The following is a 20,753-nucleotide window of genomic DNA, read 5'->3' as shown; positions in this document are numbered from 1 at the left end:
TCAGACGAAATGATACATCGCTCGAGGTAAAATCCCATGCCGGTGAGAAACGATGATCTGATTGATTTGAGAGGCCTTTGCCGAAAGCGCGGAAGGCAGATATCGTCCAACCTGACTGTCGATGCTCTTGAAGAAATCGAGTTGATTGCAAAGGATCTCGGTTTTATTGAGGTTCATTTGCTGGAAACCTCTCATATCGTTACGGCGAGATGGGTAGGTCTGAAGTGCCGCTATGGGTGCGCCAATTACAATACCAGTTGGTGCTGTCCTCCTGCCGCTCCGGATCTTGAGACTACGAGAGATCTCCTCGCGGAATATGATTCTGCCCTATTGCTGGTCACCGAAAACTGTAATGAACATTTTTATCGAAATTCGGGCGAAAAGCGACGTATACAGATCAGACAATGGAAATCTACCGTAGCTCTCGAACGCAAGCTTTTCCTGATGGGCTACTACAAGGCGTTCGGCCTTCCTGCAGAATGTTGTGCTCTTTGTAAGGAATGCGCATATCCGAATCAGTGCAAGTTTCCGAATGAAAAAAGACCCTCATTGGAAGCCTGTTCCATCGACGTCTTCCAGACTTTGAAGAGGCTGGGAAAATCTATCTCCATCGTGCATAACATCGAAGATTCTTACAGAAGCTATTCACTTATTTTGCTGACATAAAGCCAATCGGCCAAACGGAGAAAAATCATCATGAAAGTGCAAATTCTGGGATCAGGGTGTGCTCGCTGTGAAGATCTCTACAACAATGCCGTAGCAGCCCTCAGTAGACTTAAAGATTCGGATACCAAGGTGGAAAAGACAGCCGACCCGGAGGTCTTCTTCCGCTTGAAAGTCAACATGACCCCCGCGCTCGTCATCGATGATGAAGTAGTTTCCACGGGAAAATTGCTCACCGTAGACGAGATAGAGACTGAACTACTGAAGCGGAGTGGAGAGTAACATGAGTGAGCCCGGCACACAGGTGTTCTTGATTTCGGGCTTTCTGGGCAGTGGAAAAACCTCGTTTCTTAACCATATGCTTAAAGACACTCCCCCGGATCTGAAGCTGCTCGTGCTGATGAATGAATTCGGAGAAGAGAGCATCGATGGCGCGTTGGTTGAAGATCCTGAATTGGAGATGCTCGAAATCAGCAAGGGATCTATTTTTTGTGCTTGCGTCAAGGGCGACTTCATCAAAGCACTCTACCAAATCGCTTTTGTAATCAAACCCGAGGTGCTGGTGATCGAAGCCAGTGGAGTGGCAAACCCCACGGATATCGGCAGAGATCTTTTCAACCCTATATACAAGGGTGTTTACAAAACCCTGGAAAAAGTGTGTGTGATTGACGCAGCAAACTTCCTGGAACAATACGAAGTCTTTACCGCTCTCGAAAAGCAGGTTGAAGCGGCAGACAATTTCATCGTAAACAAAACGGATCTCGTGGACGTTCCAACTATTGACTCTGTCAAAGAAGTGGTTCTGAGACATAATCCGAAAGCCAAATTTGTGGAAACAACGTATGGCAGGGTGAGTGTTGCCGATCTCATTTCGTTGCCCGCCAGCAGTAGCTCACGTCTTGCCAAACCAGCCGATAAATCAGAGCTTCTGAGCGATACCGCTCTGGAAGAGGCGGTAGACAGGATCCTGGAAGACGAAGCCGCACAGGTGACCCCGCCGGACAGACTCATCTCCATCACATGCAGGTGGCATTCGGGATCTGTGGAAGATTTTCGCCCCATTGCGGATAAATTGCCTGCGGACGTAGTTCGTGCAAAGGGTTTCATCATTCAGGACGGTCGCCCATATCTTTACAGTCATGTGGGACATTCGTACGATATAGAACCATTTGATGGTTCCAGGCTCCTCGACCGTTCAGTGAATAGGGTTGTATTCATACGCCGCGAGTTCCAGGAGGACGATATCCGTTCATTGTTTGCGGAACAGGGTTTGAATTTGGTCTAGCAAATAATTTTCAAGGATTTATACTGTTCATATGATCCGGAGGCGGGCTGCCCACACCCCATCCGGAAGTTCCTTCTCGTCATTGGCAAATACCGGCCTTAATGGGTCGTATTCCCAAATGGACCATGGAAGGAGGCAATCATGGCAGTAAAGGTCCTCATCACCAGGATATTCAAGCAAGAACACCTTCCAAAAGCGTACGAACCCCTTATGGAACTCAGGTCAGTGGTGACTCTTCGCAGGGGCTATATTTCGGGTGAGACTCTCGTGAGCGAAACAGACGCGAGAAAGGTGCTCGTTATAAGCCATTGGGCCAGCCGGGAAAGATGGGAAGAATGGTTAGCCGACCCAAGAAGGAGCGAGTTCATGGAGCGACTGGGAGAATTGTTGGAATCCCCTGAGCACATAGAAATCTTTTGTGTAGGAGCAACAATTCCCGTATGGGCGGAAATCACCTAGAAATCCTGTTGATACTGCTTTGAAAGAAATCAAGGAATCTTTTCTATGAGAAAGGTTCCTTTTTTTTTGCCCTGGAAAATGTAGTGAAATTACTGTGCCCCAGGCATTTCGGCCTGACCGTCGCGTATAAGTACTACGTTCAGACAAAATCCGCAGATTGCCGGTAATCGATCTTTCGAGGCTAACGTTTCCCAGGCAGCTTGATAATCCGTTTCCTGGATGACTGAAACTTCTTGAGTCTCATCGGACAACAGCCGAATCCGATCTCCCTTTCCGCAAAAAGGACAAGTCGCCAAAATTAATTCCTGAGAGCTTGAGCTTTCCACCCGGTTCAACCAGAATCCTCTCAAAATATCGGCAGCATCCGTTTCGTCCATCCCGCACAATCCCTTCTCAACAGCATTTATAGATTTTGAAGAGTCGCTCATCCATAACAAAATGGAATTTGAGCCAACTCGATCCATCCGGCCTGATGCGCACTCCGTGCACTGTTCTTGCCATTCTGATGGTACTCTGGAAATGGGTGACAATGATAAGCTGCCGATGCTCCGCCAGTTTCTTGAGTAACTCCTGCATATTGTGGTTGTGCGTCCAATCCAGAGAAGGTTCCACTTCATCGAGCATGTACATGGGGCCGGGTGCCATGCTAAAAAGGGCCAGTTTCAGGGCAAGCGCAGTTGATGCCCTTTCGCCGCCGGAGAGTAGTACTCCGCGCTTGGCTCCTTTTTTCGGGAAAGTAACTTCAACGTCTGCATCTTCTCCGATTTCATCGAGGAAAATGCGTCCGTACGATCCTGGTATAAGAGCATCGAGATATTCCTGGAAAAGAGTATTTATTCGATCAAATTCCGTATCGGCTGTTACGTAACGGAGTATATATCTTCTTCGGTCGGGGGCGGCTTTGAAGAAAAAATCCGTCAACCGCTCTTGTCTGACAATATTGCGTCTGGCGTAACCGAGGCCGAGGTTCGCCAGCGTAGCCCGGTAATCGCTCGCACTGCCCAAGGACTCATTCTGAACCAGAAACTCTTCCTTCCCCGAAGTCGTTAGAGCTCGAGATGCCAGAATTTCGGTTCCATTACCGGAAAAAGTCAGTTCTACCCTGGCCTCTTCCACTGGAGGCGTTATCTCAGAGCCGGAGAACAGCAGATCCTTTCTATCGCCACAACGCAATCTCGTTAAGTCGTCTTCACCCAGCGCCCATGCGATCGCGTCCAAGGCATTGCTCTTTCCCACACCGTTACTGCCTATTATCACAGAAATTTTTTCATCAAAATCTACGACAACAGGTTCCGTATATGATTTGAAGCCACTGACGTTGAGTCGACTCAGGAACATTTTGCTTCACCGTACTTTACTGAATTGATGGAGGTAGAAAAAATTTTGAGATAGTCGTTTTGAATGTTTGGGAACCTCCGATTGCGGTTTACCTCTTGCTCCCCGACACAGTAAGGATGAGTCTTTTCGGAGTCACGGCGATTGCCCGGTTTCGGACTTACCTTAACTGGATTAGAGTAACAGACCGTGCCCAAATTTGTCAACAAAACGACTAGCGAACTGGTAATCATTCAGTCATAGCCGGGCACGCCCTGAAAGGGCGGCCCGATAGTAGCCACGGGTGTCAGAAACTGTCTCAAAATTCTCGAGTGCATAACAAATCGTGCCACGATTCGCCATCTTCGTAGGGGTAGGCCTAGTGCCTACCCCTATTTGGGCGGACACGAGGCCCGCCCCTACAGTCAGGCCGGGAAGATGATGAAAATTTCGTGCCACGATCCAGGGTAAATTTTGACTTTTGAGACAGTCTCGTCAACCCGTGGACAGCGGCGCGCCCCCATGCATAATTGGGCGACCCTGAAAGGGTCCACCGATAGGCAATAATTCTCAAATGACGTTGGTAGACCCCTTCAGGGTCTTGAAAACAAAAAACTTCCTATATCGCTTCCGTGGGTTTGCACCCACGGCTACTGTTGGGTAGCCCCTATGGGGCTGTAGAACCCTCTACTCCGTGTAACTGAATGGTTGCGCGAACTGCTACGCGGATACTCATTTTCTGTATGTGTCGCCTCCATGATCTGTACTGCAGGATAACCCGCGCTATGGCAGCACTCTGTCTGGCGGTTCCTGCCACTATGTGAAAACATTCTTTTGGGATAGATTCACCCAGATGCAGTTTGTGCTTTGACTTGCCGAATTATGGCAATTGCCAAAGATTCTGACGATTATCCCATGCTCCGATACAAGCCACCGGTGGGGACCGACGTCGCTGCCGGTCCATTCTATCGATATCATTGATTATGTTGAATATGTGCCGGCACGGAGGCACGGCACCCACCAATATCCTTAATCTTCAATCGGACACTAATTTTGCCAATCGCTATATCAGGTTCGAGCAAAGACACCGGATCAGCCAGCTTCTCAGGCTCACAGAAGTAATTTAGAGACTGAAATACCGCTCTAGCTGCGACCTAAACTAAACTTTTACGTTCCGCTAAATTTTTCTTGACAGCGGGGATGTCATTGGTATAACCAATCTGGTATACCACATACCTGGGCGGAGGCGATTTTATGGAACTCTCCGTTAAACCCATCACACAACCCGCCAGACTGGCGGAGCTTGCATACAGTTCACTCAAGGATTTTATCCTGTCCAGCGACCTGGAACAGGATCAGAAGCTCGATGAACGAGCCCTTGCCGAGCAGCTTGGCATCAGTAGAACCCCTTTAAGGGAAGCGCTGCATCGTCTCTCTCTTGAAGGCTTTGTACGAATCGAACCCCGAAAAGGGATTTTCATCAATTACCGTCCAAAGGAAGAAATTGTCGAGATTCTCTATGTTAGGGCCGCACTGGAAAGCATGGCCGCTCGCCTGGCCTGCAAATACATCACTCCGAAGAACGTCCGAGACCTCCGGACCACCTTTCAGCAATTCGATCCTGATACCGTAGAACAACATACCGCTGATTTCGCCCTCGCAAATGTGGTGTTTCACGAAAAAGTCCTGGACTTGAGCCGCAGTTCCAAGCTGATTGAATTCGCCGCAAACATTCGGGACCAGATTCGACTCGTTCGTATTTTCACGATCCGTGCAGGCGGCAGAGCCCGCAATGCACTTCTTGAGCATCTCTCGATCATAGAGTCCCTGGAGCAGCGTAACCCCGATCTCTCCGCAAGCCGCATGCGAGAGCATATTCTCGGTCTTGCTCGTCATGTGGAAGAAGGGGCACGATTTCCATGGGAGAAGCAAAAATAGACCTAATCCACGATTAACCGCGGTCGAATAGAATCGACCCATTCCTCAGGAGATACGGCATGACTGATAATCGAGTTCTCAGAGAGGACTTCATCGTGCCTCGCTGCACAAAGTCTTGCCCGGCTGGAGTGGATGTCCCGCGTTATATTCGCGCTATCCGTATGGGCAAGTTTGATGAGGCACTGGCAGTTATACGGGAACGTATTCCATTCCCCGTAGTGTGCGCGGACGCATGCTTTGCCCCATGCGAAGATGCGTGTGCGTACCGTCAGTTCGGGGACCCCATTGCAATTAGGGCTTTGAAAAGGGCCGCTGTCGATAAGGCGGGCGATTCATGGAAGAAAAACCAAACGAAAAACCCTCCCACCACGAAGAAGGTTGCGGTGATCGGAGCAGGTCCCGCCGGACTTACTGCTGCATACTATCTTGCCAGGGCAGGACACAGCGTCACATTAATGGACGAGTTTCCCAGGCCCGGCGGTATGATGAGGTATGCGATCCCCAAATACCGACTTCCAGAAGAGCGACTTGAGCGCGACATCCGAGAGATCATGGAACTCGGTGTGGAATTCAAGGGCAATACGCTCCTTGGCCGTGACGTCAGCCTGAGCAGCCTCGGCCAGGATTTCGATGCAGTCTGCATTACCGTAGGTGCAGCCGCCGGAACACGGATTCCCCTTGAAGGTGCAGAAAAACGCAGCTTTTATTGGGGACTGGAATTCCTCAAAGATACGGCTCTGGGTAAGCCCGTGGATCTCGGTAAAAAAGTGGTAGTCATTGGAGGAGGTAACGTTGCAATCGACGTTGCACTCACTGCAAAGAGACTTGGAGCCGAAGAAGTAACGATTTTCTGTCTTGAATCCAGAGAGGAAATGCCTGCTCACCCCTGGGAAATAGCCCTTGCCGAAGAGGAGGGCGTTTTCATCAACAACTCGTGGGCCCCAAAGAAGGTGCTTGGAGATGACAAGGTTGCAGGGCTGGGCCTGAGACGTTGCGTGTCCGTTTTCGATAATGCCTGCAATTTCAACCCTGTGTACGACGATGAGATTACTCATCGCATTTCCGCAGACAGCATTGTCGCCGCAATCGGACAGGTGCCGGATCTTGCTTTTCTCAAATCCTGTCCCGACATCCAGACTTCAGGAAACAGAGTCGGCGTCAAAGAGGACCTGTCCACCGGTACGAAGGGCATTTTTGCAGCAGGCGACGTAGTGACCGGCCCGTCTTCTATCATCAATTCCATTTCACAGGGTCGAAGCCTGGCGGAATCCATTGACAAATTTCTCGGAGGATCCGGAGACATTTCGGAAACCCTGGCCGAACCCGAAACTGAAGTCATTCTCTCCGACCAACTACCTATCAGTGCCCGGCAGGAGATACGTCATCTCAAAGGATGGCAACGACTTGGAAATTTCGATCAAGTCGAAATAGGGTTAAACGATTCTCAAATAGCGCAAGAAGCTTCTCGATGCCTCGAGTGCGATGCTCGCAAATTTGAAGTTACTGTCAATACAGCGAACTGCAAAGAGTGTGGGTACTGCGCTGAAGTGTGTTCAATGCAAGTGTTCGGTCCGGCAGCGAATTTCAATGCACGAGGCTACAGACCTATGGAGACGAAATCTTCCGACTGGTGCATAGGGTGCCTGAAATGCTTCTTCTGCTGCCCGGATTTTGCCATCGACGTTCGCGAAAGAACGGCGTGAGGTATCGGAAATGAAAAGATTTTTAGAAACAGGAAACTTTGCGATTACTGAAGGAGCCATACTGGCCGGGTGCAGGTTTTTCTGCGGTTATCCCATAACTCCTGCGACGGAGCTGGCTGAAGCCATGAGCATGAGGCTGCCTCAGGTCGGCGGTGTTTATCTCCAGGCGGAAGATGAATGCGCAGCCATGCATCTGTGCATAGGAGCTTCGTTGGGAGGGATGAAATCCATGACCGCCACATCCGGCCCGGGGTTCATTCTGTATGCGGACCCCTACGGCTGGGCACTTGGCTGCGAGACCCCCATGGTGGTGATGAATTCCGGCCGCGTCGGGCCGGTCTCAGGGATCACGGGCGCTCCGGGACAAGGGGAATTCTATCTCACCCGTTATCCTACCCAGGGAGGAAACTTCGAGACCATCACACTTGCTCCCAATTCCGCCCAGGAGTGCATGAAGATCATTGTAGAGGCATTTTACCTATCGGAACGCCTAAGAATGCCGGTGACCGTGCTCGGCGATCAACTGCTTACGGACGGCATGGAAGATATCAGCGTACCGGAAAACGATGGAGAGATGAAGGAAATGGGCTTTCGCGTATGGCCCCGTTCGTACCATAAGGGTCCGGACTTCTATCCTTCAATCGATTCCTTGGACATTCCTCCGGTTCAGATGGGGTACAACACAGGGGCGCTCTGTTCCGACTGGACTCCTACTGTTGAAGGGTACGACATCGAAGAAGTCGAAGAGCATCATCGACATGCATATCGGCTTATCTACAAGGTAAGAAATAACCGGAACCTCTTCTCTGAACTATACGAGAAGAAATTTATGGACGACGATCCCGATCTGGTGGTCGTATCCTTTGGGACTCCTTCCAGAGTGGTGAATACGGCCGTAGACCGTGCACGATCTCAGGGACTCAAAGTCGGAGCATTGCGACTTATCAATTTGTGGCCTTTCCCGGATGAACTCTTCACGCGAAAAACAAAATATCTCTCCGTGGAGTTGAATTGGGACGGTCAATTGGTGAGAGAAATCCAACGTGCGGTGCCCAAGGATGCAACCGTCAACTTTCTCGGTACGTGCGGGGATCTGCCGACCATACCGGACTTGATCGAAAACTTTGAGAAAATTTTGAAAAACCAACCCCTTGAACGCAAGGGCTGGGTACTGGAGGCATGGTGATGGCACATCTGTCCAGCGCTCTTGTAGAAGACTATCTGAGGACCAGAAAAATACCCAGCACTGCCTGTTCGGGCTGCGGCCTGGGAATCAATCACAAAGTAGTCATTCAGGCAATTTCCGAACTCGGTTTGAAAACATCCGACATCATCTGGGGTACGGCTATTGGCTGCGCAGGCCGCCAAACCTTCGGAACCTGGAAAGGAGACGGTTTTGCCGGTACACACGGTCGGGTGTACGCGATCGCTCGCGGGCTTCGTATCGCGCTGCCCCCCGAAAAGAAGATTGTCTTGACCGTGGGTGACGGCGATGCATTCGGAATCGGGTTATTGCACCTTATCCATGCAGCCAGATCGAACGCGGGCATAACCGTAATCGTTATGGACAACCTGGGCTATCAGTCGACAGGCGGTCAGTTCGGATTCACCACACCTCAGGGAGCAAAAACCGACTCGAGCCCGTACGGGATGTTCGAGCATAACCTCATGAGTGAGGGATTGGATGTCATGGACATCCTGAAAAGTGCCGGAGCCACCTTCCTGGCTCGTCACACGGCAACGGATGCATTGTCGGCCGTAGAGAGCGTAAAGAAGGCGCTATCCAATAACGGATTTTCGTTGGTTCATATGCCGTATCCTTGTCCGACCAATTTTGCATCGCGCCATCTCGGCAGTCGCAGTGCGGTGAACATTTTTCGTTGGATGCAGGAACACTCTGCCCCGCGAGGACAGGAAAAGCCGGACACTATATGGTCAAACGGCGTGTACTACGATGCCCGCGGTTCGAGACCCGAGATGTCCGAGCATGTCTGGGAATCGGTAGGCAAGATAAGGAGGACGGGCGCGCTATGAAAGACAGACTGGAAATAGTTGCGAGCGGCTTCGGAGGTCAGGGTGTAGTCCGACTCGGCCAAACGATTGGCGAAGCCGCGGTCAAGCAGGGCTTGAGAGTCACCATGCTCAAGAGTCACGGGACGGAAATGCGTGGCGGTTACGTGCGAAGCCAGGTGGTTCTCTCTGAAAAACAGATCGACAGCCCCATGTGCGAGAACCCTGACGTGTTCCTCGCCCTCTCAAGCGCAGCATATAATCGCTTCAAAGACACGGTTCCCGCGAATGGCATCATTATCTACGACCCGGCATTCGTGGACAACGTCGACACTTCTCTTCCCTGTAAACAGGTTCCCGTACCCGCAAAAGAGATTGCGATGGAACACTTTAACAGGCCGATTTTTTCCAATGCCGTTGCATTGGGAGCAATGGCCAAACTTTTGCAAGAAGCGTTGGACAAGGAAACGGTCCTGGATAGTTTCCTTGAGGTTATTCCCAAGTACAAGGCCGAAAACAGGAAAGCTTTTGAATATGGCTTTGAATATTCCTGAAAACTCGAGCCTTGAGAATCAACACATAGTGTAAAGAAATTCGACAGGAGAATTCCCGCTGCGAGAATCGTGACGGAATTTTTCTATCAAGAAGTATCCATTCAGTTATACGTGGGGAAAATCCCCCCAGCCCCCCTTTACGAAAGGGGGGATTTCGGGTTGCTTCTTTACCCCCCTTTTATAAAGGGGGGTAGGGGGATTTGAATCGGATAAAAAACTTTTGGCAAACACTATAATAGAATATCGAGTCCAAGGTGAACCATGCAGACCAATATTGGGCTTTGTGAGACGATGACATGCGGTGAGAGGCCCGTCGGTACCGGCAAGATGATGTCCGCCCGGGAAGCGGTGGCTCTCTATATAAAGGAGGGATCTCACATAGGATTCGGCGGTTTTTCCCTGTGTCGAAACGCTATGTCGATCTCTCATGAGATTATCCGGCAGGGTGTCGGAAATCTTCATATTTCCAGTGTGAACCCGGCATACGGCGTAGACATTCTGATCGGATCCGGCCTTGTGACCGAGGTAGAATCGGGCTGTCTTAACATGGAGCGACTCGGGTTGCCTCGTAACTTCTGCAGGGCCGTTGAAAAGGGCCAAGTAAAGTCGGAAGACTATGAGCACCTGGGGATGACCATGCGTTATCTGGCCGGTGCGCTTGGAATCGGCTTCATTCCCACCAAAGCAGAGCTGGGATCCGACATCGCGGGCAAGTGGAACATTTCGGATAAGAAACTGAAACTCGGCACCTGCCCTTTTACGAACGAAAAATATGTGCTGCTACCGGCCTGTACCCCTGATGTAGCTGTTATATTCGTCACAAGGGCTGATGAATGCGGGAATGCTCAAATAGAGGGATCTGCATTCGCGGACGAATATATTGCGAAATCGGCGAAACACGTGATTGTAGTCGCCGAAGAAATCGTCGATTCGGACACTATTCGGAGATGCCCTTCGGAAACCCTCATTCCGGCGTACCGGGTGAATGCTCTGGTCCATGAACCCTGGGGAGCTTACCCTACTGCCTTGCCGGGAAAATATGATTACGACTATGAAGAGCTAAATCGTTATCAACAAGCAGCGCGAGATGCAGCGACTTTTCGAGATTACCTGGACAAGTACGTATATGGCACAAGCTGTTTTTCGGAATACCTGGATCTCACGTTGACTCCTTCCAGGATGCAGCAAATCAAGAACGATCCAAGGCTCGGCTATTCGAGAGAGATTGCGGAAATCGTGACAGTAGGCGCCAAGAAACGCGAACTCCCATCGAACGGCTACACCCGGAACGAAATGATGATCGTAGCTGCAGCACGGGAAATAAGAGACGGCGAAATAGCGATTATCGGGACCGGACTGCCTATGGCGGCCACTTCTTTAGCCATGCACACCTACGCCCCTGGGCTGACGTATGTCGTGGAAACCGGTATAGGCGATATGTCCCCCCTCCACGCCTGCTTATCGGTTGCGGATACGAGACTTCTCGGAGCAGCAAAACCGGCGTACGTGCGGAACACCATGGAAGCATTGGGCTTTCTGGTGCAAAGGGGGCTTGCCGACGTGGGCTTCCTCGGCGGAGCACAGATCGACAAATACGGCAATCTCAATGCAACATCTGCAGGAGATTATAACAGTCCCAAGAAACGCTTCCCCGGCAGCGGCGGAGCGAATCCGATCGCATCATGTTCCAAACGTGTGTTGATTATTATTCGGCACGAGAAACGAAGGTTTATCGAACGTGTCGACTATATCACCAGTCCCGGATTTCTTGACGGATATCAGACACGATGGGAATCGGGACTTCGTGGAGGAGGTCCGGACAAAGTCATTACCGACCTGGGTATCATGGACTTCGAACCCGAAACCAAGCGGATGCGTGTTATTTCTTTGCATCCTGGAGTGACAAGAGAGCAGATACAGGATGCTACCGGCTTCGAGCTGCTCTTTGCACCTGACATAAAGCAAACTCCTCAGCCCTCCGAACAAGAGTTATCGGTTCTCAGGGCGAAAATTGGACCGGTCTATCTGGTCGGCGATTAGTCGGATGACGACATAGTGGAAGATGGATGCTAACTGTTCGAGAATCCGACCAATCGTGCTTGGAGGATCTTTTCCGGTCGGATCTTAGTAAGTAATCCTTGGAATCCCGCGGATTGCTTCACGATTTAGTGCAGCATGCAACGGGAAATAGATCTTTCAAATCAGACGTTCGAGTGCTTGGGGTTTCTATATGGGAGAGCCGAATGCGGGCCGGCAGCACTTTCGGCTCAAAGTTCAATTTTCCTGAACTAGTTTTCTCATTACCAGGAGTAAACCATGTACCTCAAAGTAGCTGCCGTTTTATGTGCCCTCATGGTAATCGTCACCATGAGTACCTTTTCATCCGCTCAAGAAAAATATCCAAGCCGCCCCATAGACTTCATCTGTACATGGGGAGTAGGAGGCGGTGCGGACCAAATGTCGAGAACGCTCGGCAAGCTGGCTGAACCAATCCTTGGGGTTCCCTTACCGGTATCCAACAAACCGGGAGCTTCCGGAAATACCGGAATGACAGATATCTTGGCAGGCCGATCGGACGGTTACACCATCGGAGTTCTCATAGCCGATACGCTCTGCACGATTCCTTCAGGTCAAGCTCGGTACAAGTTTGACGATCTCGAGTGGGTCGTGCGGACTCAGCTTGCTCCTTCGTATCTCTTTGTAAGAAAAGAGAGCGAATTCAAGACAATTCAAGATCTTCTCGAATATGCCAAGAAAAATCCGGGAAAAATAAAAGTTGGTGTCACTGGGTTCGGCACGGTGGAAGACATGACCGTGCGCTTTTTGGGCTCCAAAGGATACAAAATGGTTGTGGTTCCCGTTCCCAGTCCAGGTGAACGCTATGCAGCTACCCTCGGCGGCCACAATGAAGTTCTCTATGAGCAGGCGGGAGATGTCAAACAGTACATAGATGCCGGCCAACTCAGACCTCTCATCATTTTCGCTGAGAAACGTAGCGCCGGATTTCCGGATGTGCCGTGTTCGAAAGAACTCGGATTGACCATCTATCTGCCACAATTCCGGTGTGTAGTAGCCAAAAAGGGTGTTCCTCCGGAAAGGTTGAAGATTCTGGCTGATTCTTTCAAGCAAGCCATGGATACGCCTGAATGGAAGCAGTTCGAAAAAGATCAATACGTTGAGGCGGACAGCTACATGCCGCCGGAAGAGTTCGGAAAATGGGCTAAACAGGAAATGGAGGTCATGAGAAGCCACCTGATTGAATTCGGGTTTATCAAGAAGTAGCTACACCGAAGAAGCAAGGTGGAAGGAGGTTCTCTATGACCTCGGAAGCAAGATCCGCGGACAGTCCGGATTCCGGATTGCTGATGAAGGCGATGCTGGGACCGTTCATAATTTTGGTCTTGGCTGCTTATGGCTATTATCTGGCCTGTTGCATCGATCAGGCCCCAACCGATCAACTGGGGGCCGATTTCTGGCCCAGAATGATTTTGATTTTTCTCATGGTCAGTTGCGGGATCAAATTCGTCGAAATCTTCTTAAATCGGAAAAACCTGGCTGAAGAAGCGGCGAGTAAGCCGGAAATGAATAATTTCAGGCTTGTCCTCATGATTGTGTTGTTGGCGGCCACAGTAGCGGCTATCGACATAACCGGATTTGCAGTGGGAAACCTTCTCTTCATGCTGCTTTTCCTCTATCTGGCCGGCATGAGAAAGGTGGTGCCGCTCGTGGCGGTATCTGTAATCGGGACAGCGGTGCTGGTGTACGTATTCGCCAAGATAGTCTATCTCCCCCTGCCCAAAGGTTGGGGTTTTTTCGAAGACATCAGTCTCGCGATATATCGGGCTTTGTTCATTCTGTAACTCGGCCCGGGGGTTGTGGTGAGGTAATCACATGAGTTCCCTAGATCTTCTATGGGTCGGGCTTCTGAATTCATTTCAACCGATCAACATCGGTATGACCTTGCTCGGGCTCGTCATCGGCGTCGTGGCCGGGGCATTGCCCGGAATAACTATGTTAAACGCGATAGTCCTGGTGCTTCCCTTCACCTATGCCATGGACATCGTTCCTTCTCTTCTTCTTATGACAGGAGTGTACTCCGGAGGTATATTCGGCGGATCGATTACCGGAATTCTTTTTAATATTCCGGGAGATCCCATGAATGTCCCAGCCACATGGGAGGGGTACAAACTGAACAAACAAGGGCATGTTTCCAAAGCTCTCGGCGTTGCAGTCATGTGCTCCGCATTGGGAGGATTTCTCAGCGCATTAATCATGACATTCGTGTCGCCACCTTTCGCGAGGATAGCTCTGTCGTTTTCGGCATGCGAATACTTTGGAGTGATCCTCCTCGGTCTGGTAAGCGTAGTCGTGATTGGCACCAAATCCATTGGGTCCGCATTGATCTGCCTCTTTATCGGTATGTTCCTCGGGACTATCGGTATTGATGACATCTACGGAGCGGCCCGTTTCAGCTTTGGCTCAAGGTTGCTGGAAACAGGAATCAACTTTACCGTGGTGCTCATCGGGTTGTTTGCCATCGGCGAGGTGCTTGAGCAACTTTGTACTATGGCACCAGGGGATGGAGACAAGATCAGAGGAAGAACCAAAACCGTTTTGCCGGGATTAAGCGATCTCAAACGTTTGTGGGGATCTATTCTGAGGGGTTTTGGAGTCGGAACCTTCATCGGAGCGATTCCCGGAGCAGGCGCAACAGTTGCATCTTTTGTGAGCTACGGAGTAGAAAAACAATTCAGCAGAGAACCGGAGAAATTCGGAAAAGGCAGTTGGGAAGGATTGTCCGCTACTTCTGCGGCAATCAACGGTTCCACCGGCGGAGCAATGATTCCGCTCTTGACGCTGGGTATACCAGGCAGCGGAGCCACTGCGGTAATGATGGGGGCGTTCCTGCTGCACGGAATTCAACCAGGTCCACTTCTGTTCACGAAGTCACCAGAATCGGTGTACACCATCTTCGCGGGAATGCTCTCCTGTAATCTGCTCATGATTCTGGCCGGACTGGTTTGCGCAATGTTTTTTGCCGAACTGATGCGAGTCCCCGAGCACATTATGGGAGCGTTCATTATCGCTCTGAGCTTTGTCGGCGCATACGCTCTGCGAAACGATATGGCGGATGTAATGTACATGGCTGTTTTCGGTATTGCCGGATACTTCATGAGAAGATTCGATTTGCCGATTCCCCCGCTTGTTCTGGGGATCATCCTTGGACCGCTTGCGGAACGCTACTTCCTCACTTCCATGATCGGGTGCGGTAACGACATAAGCACGTTCATATACCGTCCCGTGAGTGCAGCTTTGATTCTGATTTCCATTGCGATTCTCTTCTTGCCTTTGCTGCAAAGGCGGCGCAAGAGAAAGGAGGATTCTGCCCTGCCGATATAGTCCCTGGCGTGTAGCATGGACCCCGAGGTCCTGAATCGTTTTACAGAGGTTGCAGAGTTCCCCCTCACCACCCATCCTGTCACCCCCGCTACCCAATCCAAGAAGGGGGCTCTGCATCAATTTCCGGCTACTCTCATGATTCATTATTCGCCACTTCTGGATCGGCATACGTTGAAGGAATCATGGAGCCTCGGAAGATGATTTCCCAATGAAATAGCCCCTTGTATGGAGAAACGGACCGTTCTCTGTATTTTTCCGGAGTCCCCCGTGAATTCGAATGAGATGAAGGTACTGATCATAGCTTGTTTCGGACATTTCGTGTGTCACTACAACATTACGGTATTCCCCGCGCTCGTTGTGCCTCTGGCGGAACGGCTTCATTGGTCGGTAGGACAGGTGGTGGAGCTTTCCTTTCTACAATTCTTGTTGTTTGGACTGGGTGCGCTCCCCTGGGGAATGTTGGGCGACAGGTTCGGAGCTCGCCCGCTGATCGTTTTGATGCTCCTCGGATGTGCCTTCAGTTCGCTAGTCGCTGCATTTACTATTGAGAGTCCTGGAATATTTTATCTTGCTCTGGGAGGAATAGGTCTTTTTTCAGGAATTTATCATCCAGTGGGCATGGGGATGATCTCTCTTACCATGGGACGGGTCAATCTCGCGATGGCTTATAACGCAATATTCGGGGGACTTGGCATGGTGGTTGCCCCCATTCTGACAGGGGGCATGAATTATTTCTGGGGTCCTCGATCTGCGTACGTGTTCGTAGGCATTTTGAACTTCACTGGTTTGGCAGTAATGGCATTGTTGGGTTCTGTGGAAAACCGTCCGTCCGGTAAGCAGGATATCGAGTCCGCCGAAGGCCTGAAACTTGAGTTTGGCATCATGCTCGCGGCCATGACCTTCGCGGGAATCGTTACCACAGGTTCCACGGTAATTTTACCGGCATTTCTCGAACTTAAAAGCAGCGACCTCACCTCGATGATTTCTCATATTGTCCCGTTCAGCACGTCTGCAAATCTCACTGCCACTGCCATAGCTTCCATGGTGTACCTTGTGGGAATTGGAGGACAATTTGCCGGGGGAATAACAGGCGATCGCTATGAACCCAAATGGGTATATTTTGGATTCTACTTTGCCTGTATACCGCTCGCGCTCTTCATGGCATACACACAAGGACCGACGCTGGCGGTTTTGTCCGGCGTTTACTTTTTCTTTCTTCTCGGAACTCAGTCCGTGGAAAACACCGTTACAGCCAGTCTCACTCCAAAGTCGCTTCGTCATTCGGCATTCGGGTTGAAATACATTCTGTACTTCGGTGTAGGCGCATTTTCTGTCAAATTGGTGAGCTTCGTCAGTACATCGTGGGGAATTGAAGCAGTCTTCGTTTCTCTTGGTCTTATTACGGGACTAATCCTGTTAACCATGCTTTGGCTTATATATCTTATGAGACCCGTGCGGATTCAAACGCAGCAAAGCCTGCTCGAAGTAAGGCCTATGGAAGATATGAGTCGGAGCGAGAAAAATTGACAGCAAGACTACAGTCATGTCATTCCTTTGCTACTACCGTTGTCCAGGTCTTTCGTATCCGGATTGCTATTAACTTAGTTTCTCAGAGGCAGCTCGTAAGAAAAGAAAGCAATGGCACGAAATATCCCTTGAGATATATTGACGATCAGAAAAAACCATCGGAGATCGTGCCAGGAATCCGGGAAAACAAAGAAGCAGAGGACAAGAATAGAATTCAGACTAAGCAGGTATATCCAAAAGGTTCATCCTCTGAAGCTCAATGGTAATTTGTAGATCCACTTCGATCGTACACTTTGATAACAATCCTTGTGAAAAGTGTGCATATTGTAGCTAATGCCGCGGATGATAAGATCGTTCAATGTTTCTATTGGCAATCCACAATGGACGCACACTACGGGAGATTGCATTCGGACCCTCCTTCCGGCTCATCTTGATGAAATTCATGGCGTTGATATTTAATGGTCCCCATTTCGCTTCCAACCTGAATCAACAAATTCACGACAATGAATAACCTTGTAGTCCGATTGCATAATGGACGCATTCCGTCAAGAATACCTGAAGTTCGCCTCAAGAATCAATGAAATACGAGAAACGCATGGTAACCGTTCAGTTACGCCGGGGAGCTGGGGAGAGAAGATTCTCTTGCGATCGTGATACCTCTGCCCCCCCCCCCGGGGGGGATATGGATTTTCCCCTCGAATGACACGATGGATACGGCGTATAGAGCCCGGGAAGCTTCCTTGCCCAGGAATAGTTCAGTTTCGATGAGGTTTTCTGTCACAAATTCTACAAGAATTCTTGACCCGGCGATTGGGTGCAGAGTATGGTCGTATACTGACAGAATGGTTGATGTCTGTTTTTCCGGTTTGTAAGAACCTTCAGCCGAGGAACATTTGTCGGACCCCAATAGTTCAACATTGCATGAACTTCTAGAGTAAGGACCATAACCTATAGAATCGGCCTCAACTCACTACTTCAGGGGGGATTGATGAGAGATGACAGTTTGAAACATCAACAGACCGGAGCGGATCCATATGATTCTATAGAGATCTCCAAAGAATTGGAAGAACTGAGGGCGAACCTTCGATGGGCTCAGGGCAGCCAGGCACTGGCCGTGCGCATTCTGACTCTTCTGAACCAGCAGATGACCGCCAGGGATGCGATTCGACAAGTGCTCGCATTGGTGAAGGAATTCACCGGATTTGAAGCTGTGGCAATCCGTCTGCGTCAGGAAGACGACTTTCCTTACTTTGTTACGCAGGGATTTCCCGAAGAATTCGTCGAAGCTGAGAATTCCTTATGCGATCGTGACGAGGCGGGCGAGATCATCCGGGATCCGGCAGGAAACCCGATTCTGGAATGCATGTGCGGAAATATATTATGCGGTCGAACGGACCCTTCATTCTCTTTCTTCACAGAGGGCGGTAGTTTTTGGAGTTGTCAGACAACGGAACTGCTGGCAACGACATCGGACGCGGATCGTCAAACGCGGACCAGAAACCGGTGCAATGCATCCGGCTATGAATCCGTAGCGCTGATTCCTTTACGTTCTCACGGGGAGACTGTCGGACTCCTGCAACTCAACGATTTTCGCAAAGATTGTTTCACATTGGACATGGTTACCTTCTTTGAAGGTATCGGAGCCAGCATAGGGGTCGTACTCGCCAGGATAAAGGCGGAGGAAGCATTACTAAGGTCCAAAGAAGAGTTGGAACTAAGAGTCTTAGAGCGCACTGAAGAGGTCCGGAATGCCAATGAGAGACTTCATCTGGAACTGGAAGAGCGTAAACGAGTCGAGCAGGCTCTGAGAGAGAGTGAAGAAAAACTGCGGCTGTTCATCGAGCACGCACCGACCGCTCTCGCGATGTTCGATCGTGAAATGCGCTACTGTGCGGTCAGTCACCGCTGGAGAAAGGACTATCATCTGGGAGACCGGGACATTATCGGCCGCTCACACTACAAGATTTTCTCGGAACTTCCGGAGCGTTGGAAAGCGGCACATCGCCGAGGACTTTCGGGTGAGGTCGTCAGAGCTGATGATGATTTCGTGACGATCGATGGTTCCACTCAATGGCTGAGATGGGAGGTGCATCCCTGGTTCGCGACTAAGGGAACCATAGGCGGTATAATCATCTTTACCGAGAATGTTACGGAACGCAAGCGGGCTGAGGAAGCTTTACGGAAAAAGATGGAGCGCTTGCGAATCCTGCATGAGGCGGACAAGTCCATTCTGGAGGCAATCGAGTCGCCCGAATCAATAGCACAGACTGTGCTTGGACGTATTCGCCGCTTGCTCAAGTCTAGTCGTGCCAGTATCGGAATCTTTGATTCTGACACGAAGACAGCAAGAATCTTTGCGGCAGACGTACATGGTGAATCGATTATACAAGTCGGAAAAATACTCTCAGAGGAGGCTTACGGCGATCTGAAATTTTTCGAGCAGCAGAAAATGGATGTGGTTGAGGATTTGTATGAAAATCCTTCTCCGTCACCCATTGCTCGAGTGCTCATTGCTGAAGGAATACGCTCCTATATTAATGTGCCGCTCCTTGCGGGAAAGGAGTTAATTGGAGTCCTGAATATCAGTTGGGAAAATTCTCGAACTTTTTCTTCAGAGGAAATGGAGATTGCTGGAGAAGCTACAACCCAGATAGCAATTGCTATGGAACAAGCACGCATGCGCAAAGAGTTGGAGCGATATACTGCGGAATTGGAAGATAAAGTCCGAAAGCGTACGGCTCAGCTCGAGGCTGCAAACAAAGAATTGGAGGCTTTCTCATATTCTGTGTCCCATGATTTACGCGCACCGCTCAGAGCTATTAACGGCTATACCCGCATTCTTCTTGAAGACCATGAGCCCAGTCTTAACCCTGAAGGAAAGCGCGTTTGCTCCATAATCAACGAGAGCGCTCAGATGATGGCTAAACTGATAGACGATCTCTTGGCGCTTTCTCGTGTCGGACGCATGGACATGCAGCTTTCATCAGTTGATATGCAGGCCCTGGTGAATTCGATCTATCTTGAGCTGACGACTCCTGAGGACCGAATGCGCATCGATATCCGTATCGGCCTGTTGCCTGGCTCATCAAGCGATCCCAGGCTTATCCGTCAAGTCTGGATAAACCTGCTGAGCAACGCGATCAAGTTCTCTTCGAGGAAGGACCGCCCCATAATAGAGGTCAAGGGCGAGCAAGATGGTGACAAAATCGTCTATTCGATTCACGACAACGGTGCGGGTTTCGACATGAAATATGTGAACAAACTCTTTGGAGTATTCCAGCGTTTACATAGCAAAAGAGAGTTCGACGGGACTGGCGTAGGCTTGGCCATCGTCCATCGCATAGTCCATCGGCATCATGGGGAAGTGTGGGCTAAAGGTGAAACGGGAATCGGTGCATCATTCCATTTCACACTGCCGAAAGGGGATTTGAAGTGACCGATTTGAACGTGGTAGATATCTTGCTGGTCGAGGACGACCCTCGTGACGCCGAACTAACCATGATGGCCCTCAAGAAACACAATTTGGCCAACCCGCTGCACTGGGTGGAGGACGGTGAAGAGGCCATCGATTTCGTTTTTTTGCAGGGGAGCTTACAAAACCAGGGATATGTTGAGACCGCCAAAGGTGATCCTTCTGGATCTCAAACTTCCCAAAGTCAGTGGCCTGGAAGTACTCCGAATACTCAAGTCGGACCGGCGCCTGAAGCGCATTCCTGTAGTAGTCGTGACTTCTTCCAGGGAAGACCCGGACGTCGCCGCGGCTTATGACCTGGGGGCTAACAGCTATGTGGTAAAACCGGTCGATTTCGATGCCTTTATCAACGCAATGAGCAGTCTCGGTCTGTACTGGCTGCTGGTTAACAACGCTCCGAGATGATCTGTCAGGAAGCATAATGCGGA

General features: G+C 50.3%; 18 protein-coding genes. 16 read left to right on the top strand and 2 right to left on the bottom strand.

Going from position 1 to position 20,753, the window contains the following annotated elements:
* Positions 1 to 36: 36 nt before the first annotated feature.
* The 4 genes from DESTI_RS04340 (at position 37) to DESTI_RS28425 (ending at position 2,407) form a co-directional block, all read left to right on the top strand.
* On the top strand, positions 37 to 666 hold the full coding sequence (locus DESTI_RS04340) for a DUF2284 domain-containing protein (RefSeq protein WP_014808749.1): 630 nt from the start codon (positions 37 to 39) through the stop codon (positions 664 to 666).
* A 30-nt stretch (positions 667 to 696) separates the two neighbouring features.
* The gene (locus DESTI_RS04335) at positions 697 to 945 is read left to right on the top strand and encodes a thioredoxin family protein (RefSeq protein ID WP_014808748.1); all 249 of its coding nucleotides are present in this window, start codon (positions 697 to 699) and stop codon (positions 943 to 945) included.
* A 1-nt stretch (position 946) separates the two neighbouring features.
* A complete protein-coding gene (locus tag DESTI_RS04330; protein WP_014808747.1) occupies positions 947 to 1,948 on the top strand; it encodes a CobW family GTP-binding protein in 1,002 nt (333 codons plus the stop codon).
* 141 nt (positions 1,949 to 2,089) lie between these two features.
* Positions 2,090 to 2,407 carry a putative quinol monooxygenase gene (locus DESTI_RS28425; RefSeq protein ID WP_014808746.1) on the top strand — a complete coding sequence of 106 codons (318 nt, stop codon included), beginning with the start codon at positions 2,090 to 2,092 and terminating at the stop codon, positions 2,405 to 2,407.
* An 89-nt stretch (positions 2,408 to 2,496) separates the two neighbouring features.
* Here the strand turns inward: DESTI_RS28425 and DESTI_RS04320 are convergent, their stop codons facing one another.
* Together DESTI_RS04320 and DESTI_RS04315 are read right to left on the bottom strand one after the other, a co-directional pair.
* Positions 2,497 to 2,784: a hypothetical protein gene (locus DESTI_RS04320; protein WP_014808745.1), complete on the bottom strand. Its 288-nt coding sequence runs from the start codon at positions 2,782 to 2,784 to the stop codon at positions 2,497 to 2,499.
* Between the two features lie 16 nt (positions 2,785 to 2,800).
* Positions 2,801 to 3,745, bottom strand: a complete 945-nt coding sequence (locus DESTI_RS04315; RefSeq protein ID WP_014808744.1) for an AAA family ATPase — start codon at positions 3,743 to 3,745, stop codon at positions 2,801 to 2,803.
* 1,230 nt (positions 3,746 to 4,975) lie between these two features.
* On the opposite strand from DESTI_RS04315, the gene DESTI_RS04310 reads away from it, so the two are divergent.
* The 12 genes from DESTI_RS04310 to DESTI_RS04240 all read left to right on the top strand — a co-directional run bounded on the left by DESTI_RS04310 (position 4,976) and on the right by DESTI_RS04240 (position 20,730).
* The gene (locus tag DESTI_RS04310) at positions 4,976 to 5,659 is read left to right on the top strand and encodes a GntR family transcriptional regulator (RefSeq protein ID WP_014808743.1); all 684 of its coding nucleotides are present in this window, start codon (positions 4,976 to 4,978) and stop codon (positions 5,657 to 5,659) included.
* A gap of 59 nt (positions 5,660 to 5,718) precedes the next feature.
* Positions 5,719 to 7,362, top strand: a complete 1,644-nt coding sequence (locus DESTI_RS04305; protein WP_014808742.1) for an FAD-dependent oxidoreductase — start codon at positions 5,719 to 5,721, stop codon at positions 7,360 to 7,362.
* 10 nt (positions 7,363 to 7,372) lie between these two features.
* Positions 7,373 to 8,548, top strand: coding sequence for a 2-oxoglutarate ferredoxin oxidoreductase subunit alpha (locus tag DESTI_RS04300; protein ID WP_014808741.1), 1,176 nt, complete (start codon positions 7,373 to 7,375; stop codon positions 8,546 to 8,548).
* Positions 8,548 to 9,396, top strand: coding sequence for a thiamine pyrophosphate-dependent enzyme (locus DESTI_RS04295; RefSeq protein WP_014808740.1), 849 nt, complete (start codon positions 8,548 to 8,550; stop codon positions 9,394 to 9,396). The genes DESTI_RS04300 and DESTI_RS04295 overlap by 1 nt, the downstream gene beginning before the upstream one ends.
* Positions 9,393 to 9,926 carry a 2-oxoacid:ferredoxin oxidoreductase subunit gamma family protein gene (locus tag DESTI_RS04290; protein ID WP_014808739.1) on the top strand — a complete coding sequence of 178 codons (534 nt, stop codon included), beginning with the start codon at positions 9,393 to 9,395 and terminating at the stop codon, positions 9,924 to 9,926. The genes DESTI_RS04295 and DESTI_RS04290 overlap by 4 nt, the downstream gene beginning before the upstream one ends.
* A gap of 261 nt (positions 9,927 to 10,187) precedes the next feature.
* Positions 10,188 to 11,966, top strand: a complete 1,779-nt coding sequence (locus DESTI_RS28420; protein WP_014808738.1) for a CoA-transferase — start codon at positions 10,188 to 10,190, stop codon at positions 11,964 to 11,966.
* A gap of 276 nt (positions 11,967 to 12,242) precedes the next feature.
* A complete protein-coding gene (locus DESTI_RS04280) occupies positions 12,243 to 13,208 on the top strand; it encodes a tripartite tricarboxylate transporter substrate binding protein (protein ID WP_014808737.1) in 966 nt (321 codons plus the stop codon).
* A 35-nt stretch (positions 13,209 to 13,243) separates the two neighbouring features.
* A complete protein-coding gene (locus DESTI_RS04275) occupies positions 13,244 to 13,786 on the top strand; it encodes a tripartite tricarboxylate transporter TctB family protein (protein ID WP_014808736.1) in 543 nt (180 codons plus the stop codon).
* A gap of 31 nt (positions 13,787 to 13,817) precedes the next feature.
* The gene (locus tag DESTI_RS04270) at positions 13,818 to 15,326 is read left to right on the top strand and encodes a tripartite tricarboxylate transporter permease (protein ID WP_014808735.1); all 1,509 of its coding nucleotides are present in this window, start codon (positions 13,818 to 13,820) and stop codon (positions 15,324 to 15,326) included.
* Between the two features lie 267 nt (positions 15,327 to 15,593).
* Positions 15,594 to 16,853 (top strand): MFS transporter, encoded by a 1,260-nt coding sequence (locus DESTI_RS04260; RefSeq protein WP_014808734.1) that lies wholly within the window; start codon positions 15,594 to 15,596, stop codon positions 16,851 to 16,853.
* Positions 16,854 to 17,841: 988 nt separating this feature from the next.
* Positions 17,842 to 20,289 (top strand): ATP-binding protein, encoded by a 2,448-nt coding sequence (locus DESTI_RS28415; RefSeq protein ID WP_014808731.1) that lies wholly within the window; start codon positions 17,842 to 17,844, stop codon positions 20,287 to 20,289.
* A gap of 117 nt (positions 20,290 to 20,406) precedes the next feature.
* Positions 20,407 to 20,730: a response regulator gene (locus tag DESTI_RS04240; protein WP_211213738.1), complete on the top strand. Its 324-nt coding sequence runs from the start codon at positions 20,407 to 20,409 to the stop codon at positions 20,728 to 20,730.
* The last annotated feature ends 23 nt before the right edge of the window (positions 20,731 to 20,753 follow it).

The sequence above is a fragment of the Desulfomonile tiedjei DSM 6799 genome (assembly GCF_000266945.1).
Classification (GTDB): Bacteria; Desulfobacterota; Desulfomonilia; order Desulfomonilales; family Desulfomonilaceae; genus Desulfomonile; species Desulfomonile tiedjei.
The sequence above is the reverse complement of the archived record's forward strand: the minus strand, read 5'-3'. Positions and strand labels throughout refer to the sequence as shown.